Origin of the sequence: Dactylosporangium sp. CA-139066 (assembly GCF_050936175.1) — a bacterium.
Classification (GTDB): Bacteria; Actinomycetota; Actinomycetes; order Mycobacteriales; family Micromonosporaceae; genus Dactylosporangium.
In genome coordinates this window covers 1609259-1628137 of record NZ_JBNJNH010000001.1, presented here as the reverse complement: position 1 = coordinate 1628137, position 18879 = coordinate 1609259, and the positions used below count along the sequence as shown (strand labels likewise).

General features: G+C 70.4%; 15 protein-coding genes. 8 read left to right on the top strand and 7 right to left on the bottom strand.

What is annotated here, in order from left to right; all coding sequences use genetic code 11:
- Positions 1-2 precede the first annotated feature (2 nt).
- From ACQEVU_RS07500 to ACQEVU_RS07490, 3 genes are all read left to right on the top strand, one after another.
- Positions 3-2285 carry a glycosyl hydrolase family 28-related protein gene (locus ACQEVU_RS07500; RefSeq protein ID WP_433321808.1) on the top strand — a complete coding sequence of 761 codons (2283 nt, stop codon included), beginning with the start codon at positions 3-5 and terminating at the stop codon, positions 2283-2285.
- Between the two features lie 80 nt (positions 2286-2365).
- Positions 2366-2761 carry a cupin domain-containing protein gene (locus ACQEVU_RS07495; RefSeq protein WP_433321807.1) on the top strand — a complete coding sequence of 132 codons (396 nt, stop codon included), beginning with the start codon at positions 2366-2368 and terminating at the stop codon, positions 2759-2761.
- Positions 2758-4026: a mandelate racemase/muconate lactonizing enzyme family protein gene (locus ACQEVU_RS07490; RefSeq protein ID WP_433321806.1), complete on the top strand. Its 1269-nt coding sequence runs from the start codon at positions 2758-2760 to the stop codon at positions 4024-4026. The genes ACQEVU_RS07495 and ACQEVU_RS07490 overlap by 4 nt, the downstream gene beginning before the upstream one ends.
- Here ACQEVU_RS07490 and ACQEVU_RS07485 read toward each other — a convergent pair.
- The 5 genes from ACQEVU_RS07485 to ACQEVU_RS07465 are packed head-to-tail and all read right to left on the bottom strand — an operon-like array spanning position 4023 to position 8928.
- Entirely contained in the window at positions 4023-5492 is a 1470-nt protein-coding gene (locus tag ACQEVU_RS07485; protein WP_433321805.1) for a M81 family metallopeptidase, read from the bottom strand. The two genes, ACQEVU_RS07490 and ACQEVU_RS07485, sit on opposite strands and share 4 nt — an antisense overlap.
- A gap of 11 nt (positions 5493-5503) precedes the next feature.
- Positions 5504-6367: an SMP-30/gluconolactonase/LRE family protein gene (locus ACQEVU_RS07480; protein ID WP_433321804.1), complete on the bottom strand. Its 864-nt coding sequence runs from the start codon at positions 6365-6367 to the stop codon at positions 5504-5506.
- Complete coding sequence (locus tag ACQEVU_RS07475) at positions 6364-7191, bottom strand: SMP-30/gluconolactonase/LRE family protein (RefSeq protein WP_433321803.1); 828 nt, start codon at positions 7189-7191, stop codon at positions 6364-6366. The genes ACQEVU_RS07480 and ACQEVU_RS07475 overlap by 4 nt, the downstream gene beginning before the upstream one ends.
- Position 7192: 1 nt before the next feature.
- A complete protein-coding gene (locus tag ACQEVU_RS07470; protein WP_433321802.1) occupies positions 7193-8542 on the bottom strand; it encodes an aspartate aminotransferase family protein in 1350 nt (449 codons plus the stop codon).
- Positions 8539-8928, bottom strand: coding sequence for a RidA family protein (locus ACQEVU_RS07465; protein WP_433321801.1), 390 nt, complete (start codon positions 8926-8928; stop codon positions 8539-8541). The genes ACQEVU_RS07470 and ACQEVU_RS07465 overlap by 4 nt, the downstream gene beginning before the upstream one ends.
- A gap of 128 nt (positions 8929-9056) precedes the next feature.
- Here ACQEVU_RS07465 and ACQEVU_RS07460 point away from each other — a divergent pair, with 128 nt between their 5' ends.
- The 5 genes from ACQEVU_RS07460 (at position 9057) to ACQEVU_RS07440 (ending at position 14161) form a co-directional block, all read left to right on the top strand.
- Positions 9057-9974, top strand: coding sequence for a dihydrodipicolinate synthase family protein (locus ACQEVU_RS07460; RefSeq protein WP_433321800.1), 918 nt, complete (start codon positions 9057-9059; stop codon positions 9972-9974).
- Positions 9974-10720 (top strand): NAD-dependent epimerase/dehydratase family protein, encoded by a 747-nt coding sequence (locus ACQEVU_RS07455; RefSeq protein ID WP_433321799.1) that lies wholly within the window; start codon positions 9974-9976, stop codon positions 10718-10720. The genes ACQEVU_RS07460 and ACQEVU_RS07455 overlap by 1 nt, the downstream gene beginning before the upstream one ends.
- Positions 10704-11162 (top strand): RidA family protein, encoded by a 459-nt coding sequence (locus ACQEVU_RS07450; protein ID WP_433321798.1) that lies wholly within the window; start codon positions 10704-10706, stop codon positions 11160-11162. The genes ACQEVU_RS07455 and ACQEVU_RS07450 overlap by 17 nt, the downstream gene beginning before the upstream one ends.
- An 8-nt stretch (positions 11163-11170) precedes the next feature.
- Positions 11171-12727, top strand: coding sequence for an aldehyde dehydrogenase (NADP(+)) (locus tag ACQEVU_RS07445; RefSeq protein WP_433321797.1), 1557 nt, complete (start codon positions 11171-11173; stop codon positions 12725-12727).
- Positions 12728-13132: 405 nt separating this feature from the next.
- Positions 13133-14161 carry a glycoside hydrolase family 11 protein gene (locus tag ACQEVU_RS07440; protein WP_433321796.1) on the top strand — a complete coding sequence of 343 codons (1029 nt, stop codon included), beginning with the start codon at positions 13133-13135 and terminating at the stop codon, positions 14159-14161.
- Positions 14162-14388: 227 nt separating this feature from the next.
- On the opposite strand, the gene ACQEVU_RS07435 is transcribed toward ACQEVU_RS07440, so the two are convergent.
- The gene (locus ACQEVU_RS07435; protein ID WP_433321795.1) at positions 14389-15885 is read right to left on the bottom strand and encodes a S53 family peptidase; all 1497 of its coding nucleotides are present in this window, start codon (positions 15883-15885) and stop codon (positions 14389-14391) included.
- 298 nt (positions 15886-16183) lie between these two features.
- Complete coding sequence (locus ACQEVU_RS07430; protein WP_433321794.1) at positions 16184-18844, bottom strand: glycosyl hydrolase 2 galactose-binding domain-containing protein; 2661 nt, start codon at positions 18842-18844, stop codon at positions 16184-16186.
- Between the last annotated feature and the right edge of the window lie 35 nt (positions 18845-18879).

The window sequence follows — 18879 nt, the reverse complement described above, 5'->3', positions numbered from 1 at the left end:
GGATGAACCGCCGTCGAGGCATCCTCTCCTGCGTCTGTGCGGCCCTGATCGCCGCCTTCTGCCTGGTCGCAACCGACACCCCCGCCGTTGCCGCCCAGCCGACCGTCGTGGCCTACCCCAAGCTCGCCACCGACGTCGACGACCCCAACTACCAGGTCAGCGTCAACGGTACGCCGATCTACGTGCACGGCCTGCACTGGCACTACACCGACGGGGAGACCAGCGACTTCCCGATGAACGACAACGGCTGGGCCTACGCACACTTCGCCTTCTCCGGTGTGGCCCATGTGGTGGTCACCTACAAGGACAAGGTCCAGTCGTACGACATCAGCCCGGCGAGCTACGGCATCACCTCCCGGGCGAGCGGCAACCGGATCAGCTTCGATCTCACCGAGCCGCTCAAGATCGAGCTGCACAACGTGAACTCGGTCGACAGCAACGTGATCGGCAGCAACGACCAGGCCGGCACGCACTTCGGCAAGAACGACGACCCGGACAACCTGCTGATCTGGGCCGATCCGCTGGAGGCGAACCCCGCTTCGCCGCACGGCCGTGGCGTGGTCAGCGCGCTCGCCGGCGGGGCCGACAACACCGGGCACACGGACGCGTCCGGCGCCATCAACGCGGCCATCGCCCGGGTGCCGGCCGGCGGCACGCTCTACCTCGACCCGGGCAGCTACCTGATCGAGCACTCGATCAACCTGAAGAGCAACATGCGCTTCTACCTCGCGCCCGGCTCGGAACTGGTGCAGGCCAAGCAGCACTACGTCGCCGGCGAGCCGCAACTGACCTCGGCCAACAACATGGTCAACGTCGTCAACGCCGACCACGTGACCATCGACGGCCGGGGACGGCTCAACGGTCAGGGCCAGTACAACCGCTGGCACGACTTCGGCTGGTGGACGATGATCATGATGCACAATGCGAACGACATCGCCGTCAACGACATCGTCTCCTTCAACGCCGCGGGTGGCAACGTGTGGCAGGAGAACGGCAGCAACGTTCGGTTCAGCAACTTCAAGGAAGACACCAACAGCGGCGCCGCCGAGTCGGATCTGGTCAACTTCTGGAACTGCTGGCACTGCGGCGTGGACAACTCGTTCGGCAAGACCACCGACGACTCCAGCAACTTCGGCTCCGGCCCGACCACCTCCGGCGCGCTGACCGGCTTTGACGGCGCACCCGACCCGGCCAACGACGCCCGCTACCCGAGCGGCGACTACTGGTTCACCAACAGCGTCATCATCAACAACGGCACCGGCGCCGGCTACGCCGCAGGCACGTCGGCCGGCACGGACATCAACGGTGCCCGCTGGGAGAACAACGTCATCATCTCCGCGCCGCAGGTGTGGCGGGCGCTGGCGGTGTTCGGCGGGACGTACCGCAACTTCCGGGTCAACAACCTCGTTGTCGAGCAGGTCGTGCCGGACATGAACAACTTCAACCCGTACATCACCGGCTCCACCAGCAACCCGTCGCTGGGCACACCGATCACCCTCAAGTCGAAGATCCCCTACTGGAACTACTCGGCCTGGCAGGCCGCGGGCGGCAGGGTCGGCGGCATCGACGGGGTCAGCTTCAGCAACGTGCGCATCGGCACCTCGAGCGACTGCGCGAACTTCGCGCCCAACGAGCTGGTCAGCCACAGCGACTACCAGGGTGCCGGGCAGACCGTCCGCAACGTCACCTTCAACGACGTGACGTTCGCCGGCCGGCCGCTGACCGGGATCGCACACCCCGCCGAGAACCACAGCCCGTACCGGTACGAGGCCCAGTGCAAGGCCAACCCGGCGTATCCCGATCCGAACCGGATGAACGCGGCCGATCCCGGCGCCGGATGGAAGACCATCGACTGGGCCGACGGAGGCAACGTCGACCGCAACGGCAACCTGCCCTCGCTGCTGGACGAGCCGAAGGTGGCGGGGCAGTATCCGGTGAACCCGGCCTACGAACCGGGACACGTGCCGGACTGGACCGACTGGTCGACGATCCACTTCTCGAACACCGCGGCACAGCTGGTCAACCTGACCGCCTCCGGTACCACGGTGACCTTCACCCGCTCATCCAGCCACGGGGGCCCGGTGGACACCAGCGCCCCGTTGACCGTCGCGTACGTCGCCGGTGGCCGCGCCGCGCAGGTCACCATCCCGGCCGGAGCCGGCTCCAGCAGCGTGCACGTGCCGCCGGGCGGGCCGAACCCGGTGCTGGTGGAGCTCAGGCCGGGCAACGGGTACCAGATGGACCACGCATTCCTCGCCACCGTGACGCCAGGGGGTCGGGCGTGACCGGTTCGGAGCGAAGCGGAGAGGCCGGTCACCATGGACACAGGGCGGAGGGCGCGCGGCCGGAGCGAAGCGGAGGGCGCGTGACCGATCAGCGGCTCACCGCCTGGAGCATCGACCGCCGCCTGGAAGGGCACCCGACCCGGACCAACATCAACGTGGCCTTCGTCGACGGCGCTTATGCCATGCGGATTGCGCAGCTGCGCGACACCTTCCCGCCGCACCGGCACGACAGCGACGAATCGTGGTTCGTCTACAAAGGACGGATGAGGGTCGACTCGGAGATCGGCTCGGTGGAGGTCGGCGCGGGCGAGGGCGTGGTGATCCCGGCCGGCGTGCGGCACAGTCCGACCTGCCTGGAGCCGGACACCACCGTGCTCATCATCAACCGCAAGGGCCAGCGCACGCTGCCCGACGACCACGCCGAGTTCGTCGCGGCCGGAGCGACCGACATCGATGACCCCGAGGTGTACCGGTGACGTCACTGCGCGGGCTGGCCGTCACGGAGGTGGAGCGGATCCTGCTCGACGTGCCGTTCAGCCCGCGCGCCCGGCCGTGGAACGAACTGCTCATCGGGCAGTGGCGGCTCATCGAGCTGATCCGGGTCGCCACCAATGATCCGGACGTGGTCGGCTGGGGCGAGACCATCCTGGACTACTGCTACGCACCGGTACCGGACGAGGCCGTCGCCCACGTGCGTGGCCGCAACCCGGCCGAGTGCCTGTCCCGCGACGATTTCGGGCCGGGCCTGCAGATGGCGCTCTACGACGCGGTCGGCAACGCCCTCGGCGTGCCGGTGCGGTCCCTGTTGCCGCTGCCGCAGGTGCGTGACGAGTGCCCGATCTCGTGGTGGAACACCAAGATGCCGCCCGCAGTGCTGGCGCAGGAGGCGCGCGACGCGGTGGCCGCCGGGTACCGCACGCACAAGTTCAAGGCCCGGCCCTGGTTCGACGTCTACGAGCAGGTCGACGCGGTGTCCGCGGTGACCCCGCCGGACTACCTGCTGGACCTGGACTGGAACGAGATGCTGCGCGACGCGGCCACCGCCGCCCCGGTACTGTCCACGTTGGAGCGCACCGGCCGGGTCGGCATCTTCGAGACTCCGCTGCCGCACCACGACCTTGCCGGGTATCGCGCCCTGCGCGGCAAGCTGAACCTCCCGGTCGCGGATCACTTCCTGGACACGCCGTTCGCGGCGAACGTGTCGCAGGAGGCGTTCGACGGGTACGTGGTGACCTGGCAGGGCGTCGGCGGGCTGCTGGCCTCGGGTACGCAGGCGGCCGGCGTGCACCGGCCGTTCTTTCTGCAGATGTGCGGCACCGGCCTGACCACCGCACTGGCGCTGCAGTTGGGCGCGGTGTTGAGCCACGCCGTGTGGCCGCACGTCACGGCGATGAACACGTGGTCGGAGTACCTCCTGCGCTCGCCGATCGAGATCCGGCACGGGTACGCCCGGGTGCCGGACGGGCCGGGACTGGGTGTGCGGGTGGACGAGGAGGCGGTGCACCGGCTGTCGGTGCCCGGCGCCGCGCCGATCCGCTACCCGCGGCGGATCCTGACCATCTCCTGGCCGGGCGGCCGGCGCCGCAGCTACGCCGGCGCCGAGCAGATGTGGACGGACTGCCGGGCCGGCAACGTGCCGGCCCAGCAGCCCGGTGCGGACCTCGAGGTGCGCGACGACGACGGCAGCAGCGACTTCGCCGACCTGTACCGGCGCTGCGCCCTCGCGCCGGTCACGCGCTAGATCCCGGGATCCAGTGGCCACAGTGGACGGCGCCGGTGCCGGTACGGCAGGCTCGACAGGTCGGCCGTGGCCTGGCCTGGGGTGTCGACCCGCAGCACCCGCGCCACGACCGGGCCGTAGCCGGCCAGCGGCGACTGCACCCCCTTGGCGGTGATCGCGCGGTAGGCGCCGGGGTCAAGCTCCAGGCACCGCAGCTGCTGCCGGCTCGACTGCATGATGGCGTGGCTGACCAGGATGAGCGTGGTACCGCCGGCCAGGTCGAGCACTGCCGTCGGGCCGACGTTGAAATGGCGGTACCCGGCGTGGGTCGGCGTCGGATCCTCGAACACGCCGTCGTGCAGGCGGCGCACTGTGCCGAGGACGGAGACGACCGGCCCCGTCTCCGGCTCGCCGAGCGTCACCTCGACCTCGGCGCCCGGCCCGGCGCCGGCGTAGGCCCGCGCGCACCGCGCCACCATCTCGGGCGCGACGACGAGGCTCAGCAGCCCGGTGAAACCACGCTCCAGCGCCGTGGCGAGGATGGCGGCGCTGCGCCCGGTGGTGCCGGCACCGATGTTGTCCCCGACGTCGAGCAGCAGCACGGGTGTCGCGCCGGCACCGACGGCGTCGAGGGCGTCGCCGATCGGCAGGGCGTCGCCCCGCATGGCCTCGCGGCGGCGCCAGACCTCATCGGCCAGTTCGTCGGCGTACGACGCGGCCAGTGCCTCGTCGTCGTCGGTGGTTACCAGGACGGACATTCCCACGTGCGGCACGTCGGCGTACGGGAAGCCCTGCAGCACCGAGGCGGTCAGCACGCCGGGGCGCCGCCGGACCTGCTCGGCGGCGTCGAGGATCGAGCGCATCGGCTCGTCATCCGTGTTCTGGCGCAGGATGTTCAGCAGGATCGGCACGGGCCGCCACGCCTCGCGCGGCCGTATCCGGCCCCGGGCCGCGCGAGCCACCAGGCCGCCCAGTTCCTGGGCCCGGACGCGGGCGTCGACGTGCGGGTTGGTCCGGTAGCTGACGATGACGTCGACGGCGCCGGCGAGCCGGGCGCTGACGTTGCCGTGCAGGTCACATGCGACGCCGATGGGCACGTCCGGCCCCACCGCGGCCCGCACCCGGGAGGCGATCTCGCCGTCGGCGTCCGGATGCGCGTCGGCGACCGCCGCGCCGTGCAGCGCGAGCAGCACACCGTCCCAGGCCCCGTCGGCCAGCGCGGCGATCATCTCCTCGACGATCGCGTCGAACGCCTCCACGGTGATCGGCCCGGCCGGCTGGGGTCCGCAGTACAGCAGCGGCACCACCGCGACGTCCGGACCGCCGGCCGCGAGCAGGCCGGCCATCGTGCTGTCCGCGTCGCCGTGGACGGCCCGGATCTGCTCACCGCGCAGGATCCCGATCAGCTCACAGGCGGGCAGATCGGTAGGCGTGGGGCAGAACGAGTTGGATTCGTGGAACAGGCCCAGCGCCGCCAGTCGAAGCATGTCGTCTCCCGTCAACCCGCGAACATCGGCTCGGGAACGCCCGGGGTGTCCACCGTCACCGCGAGCACGGTGCCGGCGGCCGGGTCGGCCGCCAGTTGCGCGGCGTCCAGGCCGATACTGGCCGTGGTGATGAACAGCGTACGCAGGTCCGGCCCGCCGAGCGCGACGCTGGTGGCCAGCCGGGTGGGCACCGGGATCGTGCCCACCACCCGGCCCGCCGGGTCGTACCGCACCACCTGAGCGCCGCCCCACTGTGCACTGTAGACACAGCCCTCGCTGTCGACGCAGAGCCCGTCCGGATCGGCCGGCGGGGTCACCGACGCGAAGACCCGTGCATTGCCGATCCGCCCCGACTCGGCGTCGAAGTCGAACGCGAAGATGGTGTACCGCCGGGAGTCGGTGAAGTACATGGTGCGCGCGTCCGGGCTCCAGCCCAGCCCGTTGGGGCAGATCACCCCGCGTCGCATGGGATGGCAGCCGTGGTCGGCGTCCAGTCGCCACAGGGTCCCGGTAGCGGTCGGCGGCCCGTCATTGAGCGTGCCGGCCCAGAACCGCCCGGCCGGGTCGACCTTGCCGTCGTTGAAGTAGTGCTCCGGCCGATCCGGCTCGGGATCGTGCAGGTAGGACAGCTCGCCGGTGGCGGGTTGCAGCGCCGCGAAGCCGTTGCGGGTGGCGGCGACCAGCCCGCCGGTCGCGCGCAGCCCGATGCTGCCGACCACGTCGGGCAGCGACCGGCCCTCGGTGGCACCGGTCGCCGGGTCGAGCCACCGCAGCCGCTGCTCGGGAATGTCCAGCCAGTACAGCAGTCCGTCGCGTACCGACCACAGTGGACCCTCGCCGACGACGCATCGCCGGGCGACGACAACGTCGGTCATGCCGCGGCCCCCACCAGGCCGTGGCTGCGGCCGGGGGTCGCCACGCGTGCCGCCTCGATGCAGCCGGTGTCCGCGACGGTCACGTACAGCGTGCGCCCGTCCGGGCCGGCGAAGACGACGTTCGTGCAGTCCCGGCCGTGCAGCCGAAGGTCCGTGCCCAGGCGACCGTCCGGGTGGACCCGGGCCACCACGCCGCCGCCGGTACGGGTCACGTACAGCACGCCGTCCGCGTCGGCACGCATGCCGTCGAGCAGGTGATCGTCGAACTGCACCAGCAGCCGCTTGTCGATCGGCCGGTACCCGGCGTCCAGGTCGTACACCCAGATGCGCCGCTGCACCGTCTCGTTGACGTACAGCCGCCGTTCGTCCGGGGAGACCTCGACGCCGTTGGTGGTGCCCATACCGGACTCGACCAGCGTGCTCCCGCCGTCCGGATCGATCCGCCACAGCCGGCCGGTGCCGGTCGCCCAGTCCGGATCACTGGCGAACAGCGTGCCGTCGGCCAGCACCGCGAGGTCGTTGGGCTGGTGCATCGCCGGCTGGTGGGCGTGCACCCGCCGCTCGCCGGTCGTCGTGTCGATGGCGAAGACGGTGTGGGTACGCCAGTCGGCGACGTAGAGCCACCCGTCGGGCCCGCACACCGCACCGCAGCCGGCGCTGCCCTCGGGCAGCTCATGCCAGCACGCGACCGAGCCGTCCGGGTCCAGTCGCCCGATGGTGCCCTCGCGACCGAAATTCATCGCGTACACCTGCCCCGCCCGGTCGGCCACCGGCCCCTCGATGGCTTCGGTGAAGCCGCACGCGACCACCGTTGTGTCCGCCACGTCAGACCACCGTGGCGGGTACCGGCACCGCACCGGCCCGGCTCAACGCGTCCAGCGCGTCGTCCAGGGCGGCGACGGTCTGCGTGACATCGGCCGCGGAGTGTTCGGTCGACAGGTACCACCGGCCACCCGGCAGCAGGAACACCCCGCGCCGCAGCGCCTGCACCACCAGTTCGTTGTAGAAAGCCCAGTCCGCGGCCAGCACCTCCCGCACCGTACGTACCTCGGTGACGCCCGGGCTCACCTGCAGTACCGGGCCGACGTGGTGCACCGCGGCGGTCACGCCGTGCCGGGCGAAGGCCGCCCGCAGCCCCTCAGCCAGCTGCGCGGTGACGGCCTCCAGGCGCGGGTACACCTCGGGGCCGCCGAGCAGGTCGAGGGTTGCCGCGGCGGCGGCCAGCGCGATGGGGTTGCCGTTGTACGTACCGGCGTGCACCACCCCGGACGTCACCTGCTGCACGATGTCGGCCCGGCCGGTGACCGCGCTGAGGCTGAACCCGCCCGCCAACGCCTTGGCCAGCACGGTGAGATCGGGCGTGACACCGTACCGCTCGGCCGCGCCGCCGGACGCCATCCGCAGCCCGGTGATGACCTCGTCGAAGACCAGGACGGTACCGGTGCGGTCGCACAGGGCCCGCAGGTCCTCCAGGAATCCCGGGGCGGGCGGCAGCACGCCGGTGTTGCACAGCACCGGCTCGACCAGTACCGCGGCGATGTCGCTGTCCGGCCGGGCCAGCAGCTCGGCGACGGCCGCGGAGTCGTTGAACGGCAGCACCGACACGTCCGCCAGCACGCCCGGGTGCTGCCCGGCGCTGCCCAGCGCCGGTCGCCCGTCCTCGGCGAGGTTGCGGTAGCTGACCAGTACCTGATCGGTCCAGCCGTGATAATGCCCCTCGAACTTGACGAAGCGGTGCCGGCCGGTGTGCGCGCGGGCCAGCCGCAGCGCGACCTGCACAGCCTCCGAGCCGGTGTTGCTCCACAGCACCCGCTGCGCGCCGGGTACCCGGGCGCACAGCCGCTCGGCCACCTCGTACTCCAGCGCGTGCCCGGAGCCGAAGGTCTGCCCGCGGTGCAGTTGCTCGCCGACGGCGGTGACCACGGCCGGGTGCGAATGGCCGACGATGATCGGCCCCCACCCGAGCACGTAGTCCAGATAGCTGTTGCCGTCGACGTCCCACAGCCGGCTGCCCGCGCCGCGGTCGAAGAACAGCGGGTGGGGCGGCATCGACGCCCGCAGGCCGGTGCTCACCCCGCCGGCGAGGCTGGCCCGGGCCCGCCGCCAAGCGGCCTGCGATCCCGGCCACGCCGCGATCGTCCGCGTGGCAGGCTCGCCGAGGTGCTCGGCGCTCACGTGCCGCTCCGGCGCAGGGCGACGAAGTCGATCTCGACCAGGATCCCGGTCAGGTCGGCACCGACCGTGGTGCGTGCGGGCCATGGCTTGGGCATCAGCTCGGCATATGCCCGGTTGAACTCGTCGTAGTCACGGTCGAGATCCTGCAGGTACACCGTGACCTTCACGACGTCGGTCAGGTCGAGCCCGTCGGCGGCCAGCAGGGCCCGCAAATTGGCCACGGTCAGTTGCGTCTGCTCGGTCACGCCGGTGCCGACGATCTGTCCGCTCGTCGCGTCGATGGGGCCGCAGCCCGAGGTGAACAGGAAGGGCCCCGCGGTCCTGGCCTGCGAGTACGCCGCGCCCGGTGCGGGCGCCTTCGTGGTGTGGATGACCGTCGACTGCAACGGGAGGCTCCTTCTGCGCTATGCTGCCGTCTCCGAGAGGGAGACTTTCGTTTCTCCAGACGATATTGTAGGAACCGCTGATGTCAACCCTCCACCCCACCGCTACCGGCCGCGAGGAGTGAGACCGCATGCTCGACCGACCACTGCGCGGAATCCTGCCGGTGATGGCGACCGCCTTCACCGCCCAGGACTCGCTCGATGAAGCGGCCTGCCGCCGGATCGTCGCCTACAACGTCGAGGCGGGAGCCGCCGCGATCGTCACGCTCGGCGTCGCCAGCGAGTTCTGGTCGCTGACCGAAGCCGAACGGGTCGACCTGGCCCGCCTCACCGTCGACCAGGTCGCCGGCGCCGTGCCGGTCATCGTCGGGGCCTCCGGTACCAGCGCCGCCACAGCTGCGGTGGCCGCCCGCAACGCCGCCGCCGCCGGCGCCGACGCGCTGATGGTGATGCCGCCCTACCTGCACCGGGCGCGGCCGGACCTGCTCGACGACTACTTCCGCGCGGTCACCACCGCCGCCGATCTGCCCATCGTGCTGCAGAACTCCTCGCCGCCCTTCGGCCACGACCTGGACGTGGCCACGATCGAGGCGCTGGTGCACCGGTACCCGGCGATCCGCTACGTCAAGGAGGAGACTCGGACCAGTACGCACCTGACCAGCGCGCTCCTGGACCGGCTGGGCGACTCGCTGGACGGGGTGATCGGCGGGGAGGGTGGCCGGTACATGATTCAACAACACGCGCGTGGCGCATCTGCGATCATGCCGACGTCAATCGCGACGGAACGCTACGTCGAGATCTGGCGTGCCCTGGAGCGGGAGGAGCAGGGCGAGGCCAGGCGGGCGCACGCCGGCCTGCTCCCGCTGATCAACTTCTTCGGCCTGCACGGCATCGAGGCGTACAAAGAGGTGCTCGCGATGCGTGGCGTGGTGGACTGGACGCGGACCAGAGGCACGCCGTTCCTCGCCCTCGACGACCTCGACCGGGCCGAACTGCGCCGGCTGGTGACCGATGCCGGCCTGGGACCCGTCACGATCGGGGTCGCCTGATGCGACTCCTCGTCGTCGGTGGCGCGGGAGCGGTCGGCACGATGACGCTGCCGCACCTGGCCGCCCAGCACGCCGTCACCGTTCTGGACCCCAGGCCCCCCGCGCCCGGACCCTGGTCGCACCGGCCGGGCAGTGCCCTGGACATGGAGGCGGTCGCCGATGCCGCGCGCGACGCCGACGCGTTGGTGTACATGGCGATGGGGCCGGTCGACGGCTGGGGAAGTCCGCAGAACGTACGCAGCCACTTTGACATCAGCGTGACGGGGGCACACCTGGCGCTGTGGGCGGCTGCCTCGGCCGGGGTACGCCGGGCGGTGCTGACCAGCTCCATGTCGGTGTACCGCGACCCCGACCGCGCGCCCTACCCCGATGAGTCGGTACCGCCGGACGCCTCGGACTTCTACGGCGTGACCAAACGCTGCGCAGAGGTCGTCGCCTCAGCCGCCGCTGCCGAGTGGGGCATGGACATCGTCGTGCTGCGCCTGTGCCTGCCCACGCCCGACGACCAGTACCCGCTGCAGAACCGCAGCGAGAACGACCGGACCATCGCCACCTCGGCGCGCGATACGGCGCGGGCGATCCTGGCCGCCCTGCGGTACCAGGGTGCGGGCTTCGACGCGTTCACGATCAGCGGCGACCACCGCCAGCGCATCGCACCCATCGACAAGGCCCGGCGCCTGCTCGGCTGGGAACCACTCGACCACTCGACCGACCCCGAAGAGGACAGCCATGACCCCGCTCTCTGAACTCGCGGCCGCCGGCCCGTCGCCGCTCGGCGGCCCTCGGCCCGGCATCCTTGCGACCCGCGAGGACAACGGAGTACTGACCGTGTCCGGGCAGATCGCGGCGGCGGAGGGGGTGCTGCTCCACAGTGGACAGGTCGGTGCTGCGGTAAGCCTCGCCCAGGCCCGCGAGTGCGCGTGGCGGTGCGCGCGCAACCTGCTCACCGTCGTCGAGCGGGAACTGGGCAGCCTGGAGCGGGTCGTCCAGATCGACCGGGTGACGGTCTACGTGGCCAGCGCGCCGGACTTCACCGACCAGCACCTCGTCGCCGATGCCGCCACCGAGGCGTTCATCCTGGCGCTCGGCGAACGCGGCCGCCACGCCCGTACCGCACTGGGCGTCGCCGCACTACCAGCCGGTTCGCCGACCGAGGTCGACGCGGTCATCCGCATCCAATCAAGGTGACGCCGGCGATGACCACGGGCACCAGACTCACCGGGGCGATGTTCCTCGGCTCTCGTCGCGTCCACGGAGGTGAGCCGACGCTGCGGGGCCGCGACCCACGCAGCGGGACAGCGCTCGAACCCGAATACGGCACCAGCCAACCCGATCAGGTCGACGAGGCGGCCGAACTCGCCGGCACGGCGTTTCGCAGCTTCCGCGAAACGACCGGAAGTCGTCGCGCGGCCCTGCTCGAGACGATCGCCTGGCGCCTGGACCACCTCTGCGAGGTGCTGCTGCCCAGAGCCGTCGCGGAGACAGGAATCCCCGAGCAGCGCTTGCGTGCGGAGCTGGCACGAACCACCGGCCAACTGCGAATGTTCGCCGACCTGATCCGCGACGACGCTCACCTCGGCCTGCACGTTGAGCATGCGCAACCGGCACGGCTCCCGCTCCCCCGGCCGGACCTGCGCCGCCGGAACGTTCCCATCGGGCCGGTCGCCGTCTTCGGAGCCAGCAACTTCCCGCTGGCCTTCTCCGTCGCCGGAGGCGACACCGCATCGGCCCTCGCGGCGGGCTGCCCCGTCGTGGTGAAGGCGCACCCGAGCCACCCCGGAACCTCCGAGATCGTCGCCGGCGCCGTCGCGGCCGCCGTCCGCGACCTCGGCCTGGCCGACGGCGTCTTCTCGATGGTCTACGGCACCGCGAACACCGGACAACGGCTCGTGGCGCATCCCGCCATGAAGGCGGTCGCGTTCACCGGATCGCGGGCCGGCGGCCTCGCGATCGCGGCCGCGGCTGACGCCCGGCCGGTGCCGATTCCCGTCTACGCCGAGATGTCGAGCGTGAACCCCGTCTTCCTGCTGCGCGGAGCGCTCGACGAGCGGGGGCAGCTCGCCGGAGACGAGTTCGTGCAGTCGCTGACAACCGGCACCGGTCAGCTCTGCACCAATCCGGGCCTGATCTTCGCGCTCGAAACACCCGGCTTGGAGCGGTTCCTGCAGGCGGTCAGCGCCGCGGTCACCGCCGTATTGGCGGCACCGATGCTCAGCGAGCACATCCGCGCAGCGTACGAGCTCGGCATCCGGTCGCTTCGCGAGCATCCGCAGACCACGGAGCTCGCCGCCGGCACCGCGGCGCCCGCCATCGTCGAGAGCGGAGTCGCGCACGTCTTCACCACCACCGCCGATGCGTGGCTTCGCGACCCGGTGCTGGCCCACGAGGTCTTCGGCCCCGCGTCGCTCGTGGTCCGGGTCCCGGACCGGTCTGCGCTGCCGGCCATCATCGAGCGCCTCGAGGGTCAGCTGACCGCCACGATCCACATCGGTCCCGGCGACAGCGACGACGCCCGTGCCCTACTGCCACTGCTCGAGGAGAAAGCCGGCAGAATCGTCGTCAATGGCTGGCCGACGGGCGTCGAGGTCGGCCCGGCAACCGTGCACGGCGGGCCGTTTCCGGCAACCTCAGACGGCCGAACGACCTCCGTCGGCACCCTCGCCATCGAACGGTTCCTCCGCCCAGTTGCCTATCAGAACGTCCCGCAGGAACTCCTCCCGGAGGTGCTGCGCGACCGCTTCAACGCCAATTAGCCGCGTGTCTCGTCCGCGTTCGATCATGTTCCACATCGGACAGTCGCCGCACCGCTGCGGTGGACCCGGTCCGAAAGAGCGCTGAAAACTTTCGAAGGTTCGTATGCCACCCGGCTCCATCTCGAAGCATTCCAAGGGCGGGCGAGCGCGCGGAACACCTTCTACCTGGCACTCTGCTCGTCGAAGCGATTCAATTCGTCCGATAATCCTCCGAAAGTCTTCCGGAAAATCTTGCCAGCGCGGCGACGGCGTGCCCATAATCTCGCTAGCTCGGCGTTTGACGGACATCGATCCGTGAAGCCGACCGTCGACATCGATCCGCCAAACCGACCGTCGACGCATGGACGGCCACCCGGTGCCCCGTAACCGTCGAGCCACCTCGCCCGCCCTATCGAGGAGGACCGCGTGCACGACACACCAGCTCAACCGAGCGCTCCCCCGCGCCGGCTCCGGCGCCTGCGGCTGCTCGTCAGCCTGGCCAGCGCAGTCGCTCTGACGACCGTCTCGCTGATTGCCGCCAACCCGGCCCATGCCGAGGCGGACCGGACCATCACGTCGAACCAGACGGGCACCCACAACGGGTACTTCTTCTCGTACTGGAAAGACAGCGGCAACGTCACCATGAACCTCGGCTCCGGTGGCAGCTACAGCGTGCAGATGAACAGCATAAACAACTCCGTGGTCGGCAAGGGCTGGAACCCCGGCTCCACCACCCACACGGTCAACTACTCCGGCTCGTTCAACTGCGGTGGCAACTGCTACCTCGCCCTGTACGGCTGGACGACCAACCCGCTCATCGAGTACTACGTCGTCGAGAACTTCGGCAACTACAACCCGAGCACCGGCGCCCAGCGCCTCGGCTCGGTGACGACCGACGGCAGCACCTACGACATCTACCGCACGCAGCGGGTCAACCAGCCCTCGATCATCGGCACCGCGACGTTCTACCAGTACTGGAGCGTCCGGCAGAGCAAGCGCACCGGCGGCACCATCTCCGTGGGCAACCACTTCAACGCATGGCGCAGCGCCGGCCTGCAGATCGGCACCCCGAACTACCAGATCATGGCCACCGAGGGTTACCAGAGCAACGTGAGTTCGAACATCACCGTAAGTGAGGGCTCCGGCGGCGGTGGCGGCGGCGGTGGCGGTGGCGGTGGCGGCGGTGGCGGCGGTTGCACGGCCACCCTGTCCGCGGGGCAGAAGTGGGGCGACCGCTACAACCTCAACGTCGCGGTGTCCGGCTCCAACAACTGGACCGTGACGATGAACGTCCCGGCGCCGGCGACGATCAGCTCGACCTGGAACGTCAACGCAACCTGGCCGAGCCAGTACGTGATGGTCGGCAAGCCGAACGGCAGCGGCAACAACTTCGGGGTCACAATCATGGCCAACGGGCAATGGACGTGGCCAACGGTGTCCTGCAGCGCCGGCTGACGCCGGCACCTGCACAACGCCAGGGGTGAGGTGCGGCGACCCGCCGCACCTCACCCGTGCACAGCCAGGTCAACCGGCCGCCTCCCACGCGCCAAGCTCAACGTCGTGGCAGCCGCTCGCGCCGGAGCAGTTCATCGAGCAGACCAGGGTGTGGTCGCGGACGACGGCACCGTGACAATGGCCGGGGCCGGTGGCACAGGCCACCGGCCCCGGTTCCTGCCTGTCGGTCAGCTCTGGTGTGCTGCGAGGACCAGGTCCGGCAGCAGTACCGCGGCGTTCGGCGTGCCGAGACCGGTCACCGGGTCCCAGCCGCTGGTGGCCGGGTAACCGGGAACGGTCGGGTCCGCCTGGTTGTTGCCCGTCGTCACGTCGTAGAACGCGGCGGCATAGCGGGCGGGGTCAGTACCGATGCGGTACAGCGCCGGGTTGATGAGCCCCAGGCCACCGCCGTTGATCTGATCGGCGATCGACACCAGGCCGGCCCACTGCGGGCACGCCAGCGACGTGCCGCCGATGTCGTACCAACCGGTGCTGCACGGCGTCGCGCCGCAGATCAGGCCACTCTGGCCGTCCGGCGGGAGCGAGAGGTACACCAGCGCCCCCGTGGTCGCGCTGGCCTGCAACGCGATGTCCGGGACGCCCCGCATCGAACCGATCGGGGTGCTGCCGGCCGGCAACTGGTTCTGGTACGCCGGCTTGCCGAACACGTGGCTGAAGCCGCCGCCGGACCCGACCCAGCCGACCTCGGCCACGCCGGGGTTGGCCCGGCAGCGGGTGGGCGGGTCGTTACTGTCGGCCACCCGCGTGGTCGTGTTGTTGGGGTCGGTGCACAGGTACGTGCCGCCGACACCGGTCACCAGCGGGTCGGACGCCGGCCACTCGACGGTCGGGTACGGGAAGGTCGAGCCGCCCTTACCGACCGGCGTCTTGCCGCCGTTGGCCGAGCCACCGTCACCGGACGAACCGAGGACGGTGACGCCGTTGGCCGCCGCGGCCTTGTACGCGTCCCGCAGCTGCTCGATCGAGGCACTGCTGCCGAACGCGTCCTCCGCCGAGGCGAACGACTGGGAAATGACATTCGCCAAGTGGTGGTCGACGACGTACTGCTCGGCATTCATCATCGTCGGGAAGCCCTGGACGCCCAGGGTCTCCGCCGTCGGCGTGGTGACGAGCAGGATGTTCGCCATCGGAGCGATCGCGTGAGCGGTCTCGACGTCCAGGGCGACCTCGAGCGCCCAAGCGCTGCGATCCTCCTGGCCCGGGCTGTGGTTCTTCGCCGGCGGCGCCTTGGTGTCCGGCGACCCCTGCACGTGCAGCACGTCGAACGTCGGCATGCCGGGAGCGCAGACCACGCCCTCTTCACCACACATCGGCTGCAGGCCGAAGGCGGTGTCGAAGACATGCAGGTCGTGGGCCATCGTGTCGCTGCCGAAGCTGTCGACGATCGCGATGGTCTGGCCTCGACCGTTCCAGCCGGCGTCGTAGAGCGGCTGGAGGTGGTACGCCGCCCGGGTCGCCTGCGGGCTGAAGCAGCGCCGGCCGACAGACGCGCACTGTGCCTGCGTCGGCGGTGTGTCAGAGGTCGTGACCTGCACGAAGTCGGCGACCGTCGGGTGGAAGACCGCGACGCTCGCCGGGTGCGCCGACGCGGCCGCGGTGAGGCCGGCGAACACCAGGGTCGCGCTCGTGGCGCAGCTCAGGAGTCGACGGTGATGTTGGTTCATGCAACCTCCCGGAGGCATGGTGTGAACGGAACGCCACCGTGGCCGGTTGCGGAACCAGGGACACACCTCGATCGGCTGCCGGTCGCCAATGACGCATCACAAGCAGCGGTACATGATCTGAATTCGTCACACATTCGTCATATTCGCTGGTCACGGCCATCGCAGATTATGACGTCGCTCGTCACAGGCCAGTCCGCGTGGTCGCAACCGAGCTTGGGACCCCACAGGGCAGGGGTCCGGGGGCGCCGCGGACGGCGCCCCCGGACCCGCACACCGGGCCATGATCAGCGGCAGCGGATCAGGGCACGACCAGCGAGGCCGTCGGGATGTTGTAGCCGCGAACCCGCAGGTACGCGGGCAGCCCACCCAGATCCGCGGTGGCGTACGCCGCGGTGATCTGCCTCGACTCACCCGGGAACAGGGAGAGGTAGTTGTCGGTGTAGGAGACCGGTACGACCTCGGTGCCGCCGTTGCCGGCCGTCACCTCCGGGCGCAGGAAGAAGGCGATGTTCGTCGGGCTGGTGTTGGTCAGCGTGATCGTGACCGTCTCCTGGCCGCCGGAGACCGACCGGGACACGGCCGTGGTGACGCCCGTGTTGGTGGGCAGGCTGTTCAGCCCGGACAGGTTGGCGTAGGTCTTGACGGCGGTGGAGTACCAGTTGCTCTTGTTGCCCAGCGCGTCGGGCGTGGTGGAGTACCAGTAGAGGTTGTCGCTGACGGTCGCGCCGCCGGCGTCCTTGAGCTGGAGGCGGACGAAGTACGTCGGTGTCAGGCCGGTGACGGCCGGCAGGGTCAGCACCGAGGCCGACGCGTTCGCGGGCGCGCTGACCGCGACGGTCGTGGTGTACTTCTGGGACAGGTCCGGAATGTTGAGCACCGTGGCCGTGGCCGTGAGGCCCGTCTGGGCGGCGAGCGTGGAATTCACCACGTAGACGTTGCGGGTGAAGTAGTCATAGGCGATGTGCAGCGGCTCGGTCGCCTTCCTGGTGCCGTAGAAGGAGCCACCGGGCTTGAAGTAGTAGTCGTAGAGGTTCCAGTGCAGTGAGGGCCAGGCGTTGTTCTGCATCCACCAGATGGCCCCGAAGGACTGGGTGTACTCCCGGGCGCTCCACGCCTCGAAGAACGACCGGGTGTTCTCGTAGTTCATCACCTCGGACTTCTTCGAGTAGTCCGCGGCGCTCGTCGTGGTGCCGTACCGCGCGCTGAGCGCCTTGCTGTAGACGTCGGTGTTGTCGAAGACGCTCCCGGCCCGCCCGACGTGGTAGTTCCAGGTCGCGTTGCCGACCGGCCAGGTCTGCGCCGGGGTGAGGAACCGCGACAGGCTCTCCAGCGGCGGCGGCGCCTCGGTGCCCTCCTCGCCGGTGGCGCCGAACGCGGAGCCCGCCCGGCTCAGGTCCCACCACAGCACCGGTGGCTCCCACTTGTACGGGCCGTCCATCTTCATGCCCGCGTTCGCGTTCGACCACGTCGCCACGTTGTCCACGGTCGGGTTCTGCCAGTGCAGGCCGGTGGCGATGTTCTTGTACGCCGTGAGGTGCGCGGCCGTCGGCGGCTGGTCGCTGCCGTACGCCCACATGAACGCGCCGGCATGGGCGCGCAGGGCCCGCATCTGGGTGTTCAGCGACGCCTGCGCGACGGTGGTCTGCTCCGCCGTCCAGCCGCTGTCGTTCTCCCACGCGCTGCAGCAGACGAACCCCGGCATGATCATGATGCCGGCCGCGTCGGCCAGGTCGTACAGCTCCTGGTTGCCCAGCGTCCCCTCGAGGCGGATCGTGTTGAGCCCCATGGCCTTCACGTAGTCGACGTGGGCCTTGTTCGTCTTGGTGTTCCACCGTTGCAGCAGATCCCAGACGTAGCCGCCGCCGCGGAACAGGATCGGCTGCCCGTTGACCTTGTACCCGACGAACGAGGTGCCCTGCACGGTGGTGCGGTAGTCGGTGAACTGGCGGATCCCGAAGTTGATCGTCTTGCTGTCCGAAGGCGCCCCGGCGACGCTCGCCGCCGTCGTGAGCTGGTAGAGCTCGGGGCGGCCGAACTGGTACGGCCACCACAGCAGCGGGTTGGCGACGTGCAGCTGCGGGAAGCCGGCCGGGTCGAAGACGACCTCGCGCCGCTCCCCGGCCGCGAGCGTGACGGTCTGGCTGGCGGTGATCGTCGGCTGGCCGGGCTTGCTGATGGTCGCGGTGACGGTCGTGGTGGCCGGCGCGGCGGTGGCGTTGATCGCGTCGGCGTAGACGGTCAGGTCGGCGGCGTTGGTCGCGGGCAGCGGCAGGACGGTCTTCACGTACGGGTCCCGGACGGCGACCGCGCCGGTCGTGTCGAGCAGCGTGCGGCCCCAGATCCCGGCGTTCATGTCGGGGGCCTCGGGGTTCCAGTCGACGGTGCACACCGACAGGTCGTTGCAGCCGTGCCGCGGCGGGGTGACCCGGATCGCGATGGCGTTGAGGGCGCCGGGCAGGATGGAGCCGGTGACGTTGTACTCGTGCTCGACGAACGTGCCGACGGCGTTCGCGTCGAGCTGGATGCCGTTGAGCCAGACCTGGGCACGGTAGCTCACGCCCTGCAGCCGCAGCCAGTACACCTGCCCGGGCGTCGTGGCCGCGGCCGTGAACTGGCCGCGGTACCACCAGTCCTGTCCGGTCAGGTCCGGCACGGACTGCAGGTTGGTGCCGGCGTAGATGTTGGTGTAGACGTTGTTGGCCACCAGCCCGGCCAGCACGGTGGAGGGCAGGGCGACCGGGTTCCAGCCGGCGGTCGGGTAGCCGACCCGCGAAATCGTGGCGCCGGTGTCGGCCAGCCCGGTCGCGGTGTGCAGGGCCCAGCCCGAGGACAGCTCGGTGGAGCCGACGGTGGCGGCCGAGGCGCCGCCCGGGCCGAGCCCGCCGACGGTCAGCACGGCGGTCACGGTGAGCAGCAGCGCGGTCAGAGCCCGCGGGTAAGGACGGTTGATTCGGGACAATTCGCACCTCCGGAGGGTGTGCGCAGCCGCAACGC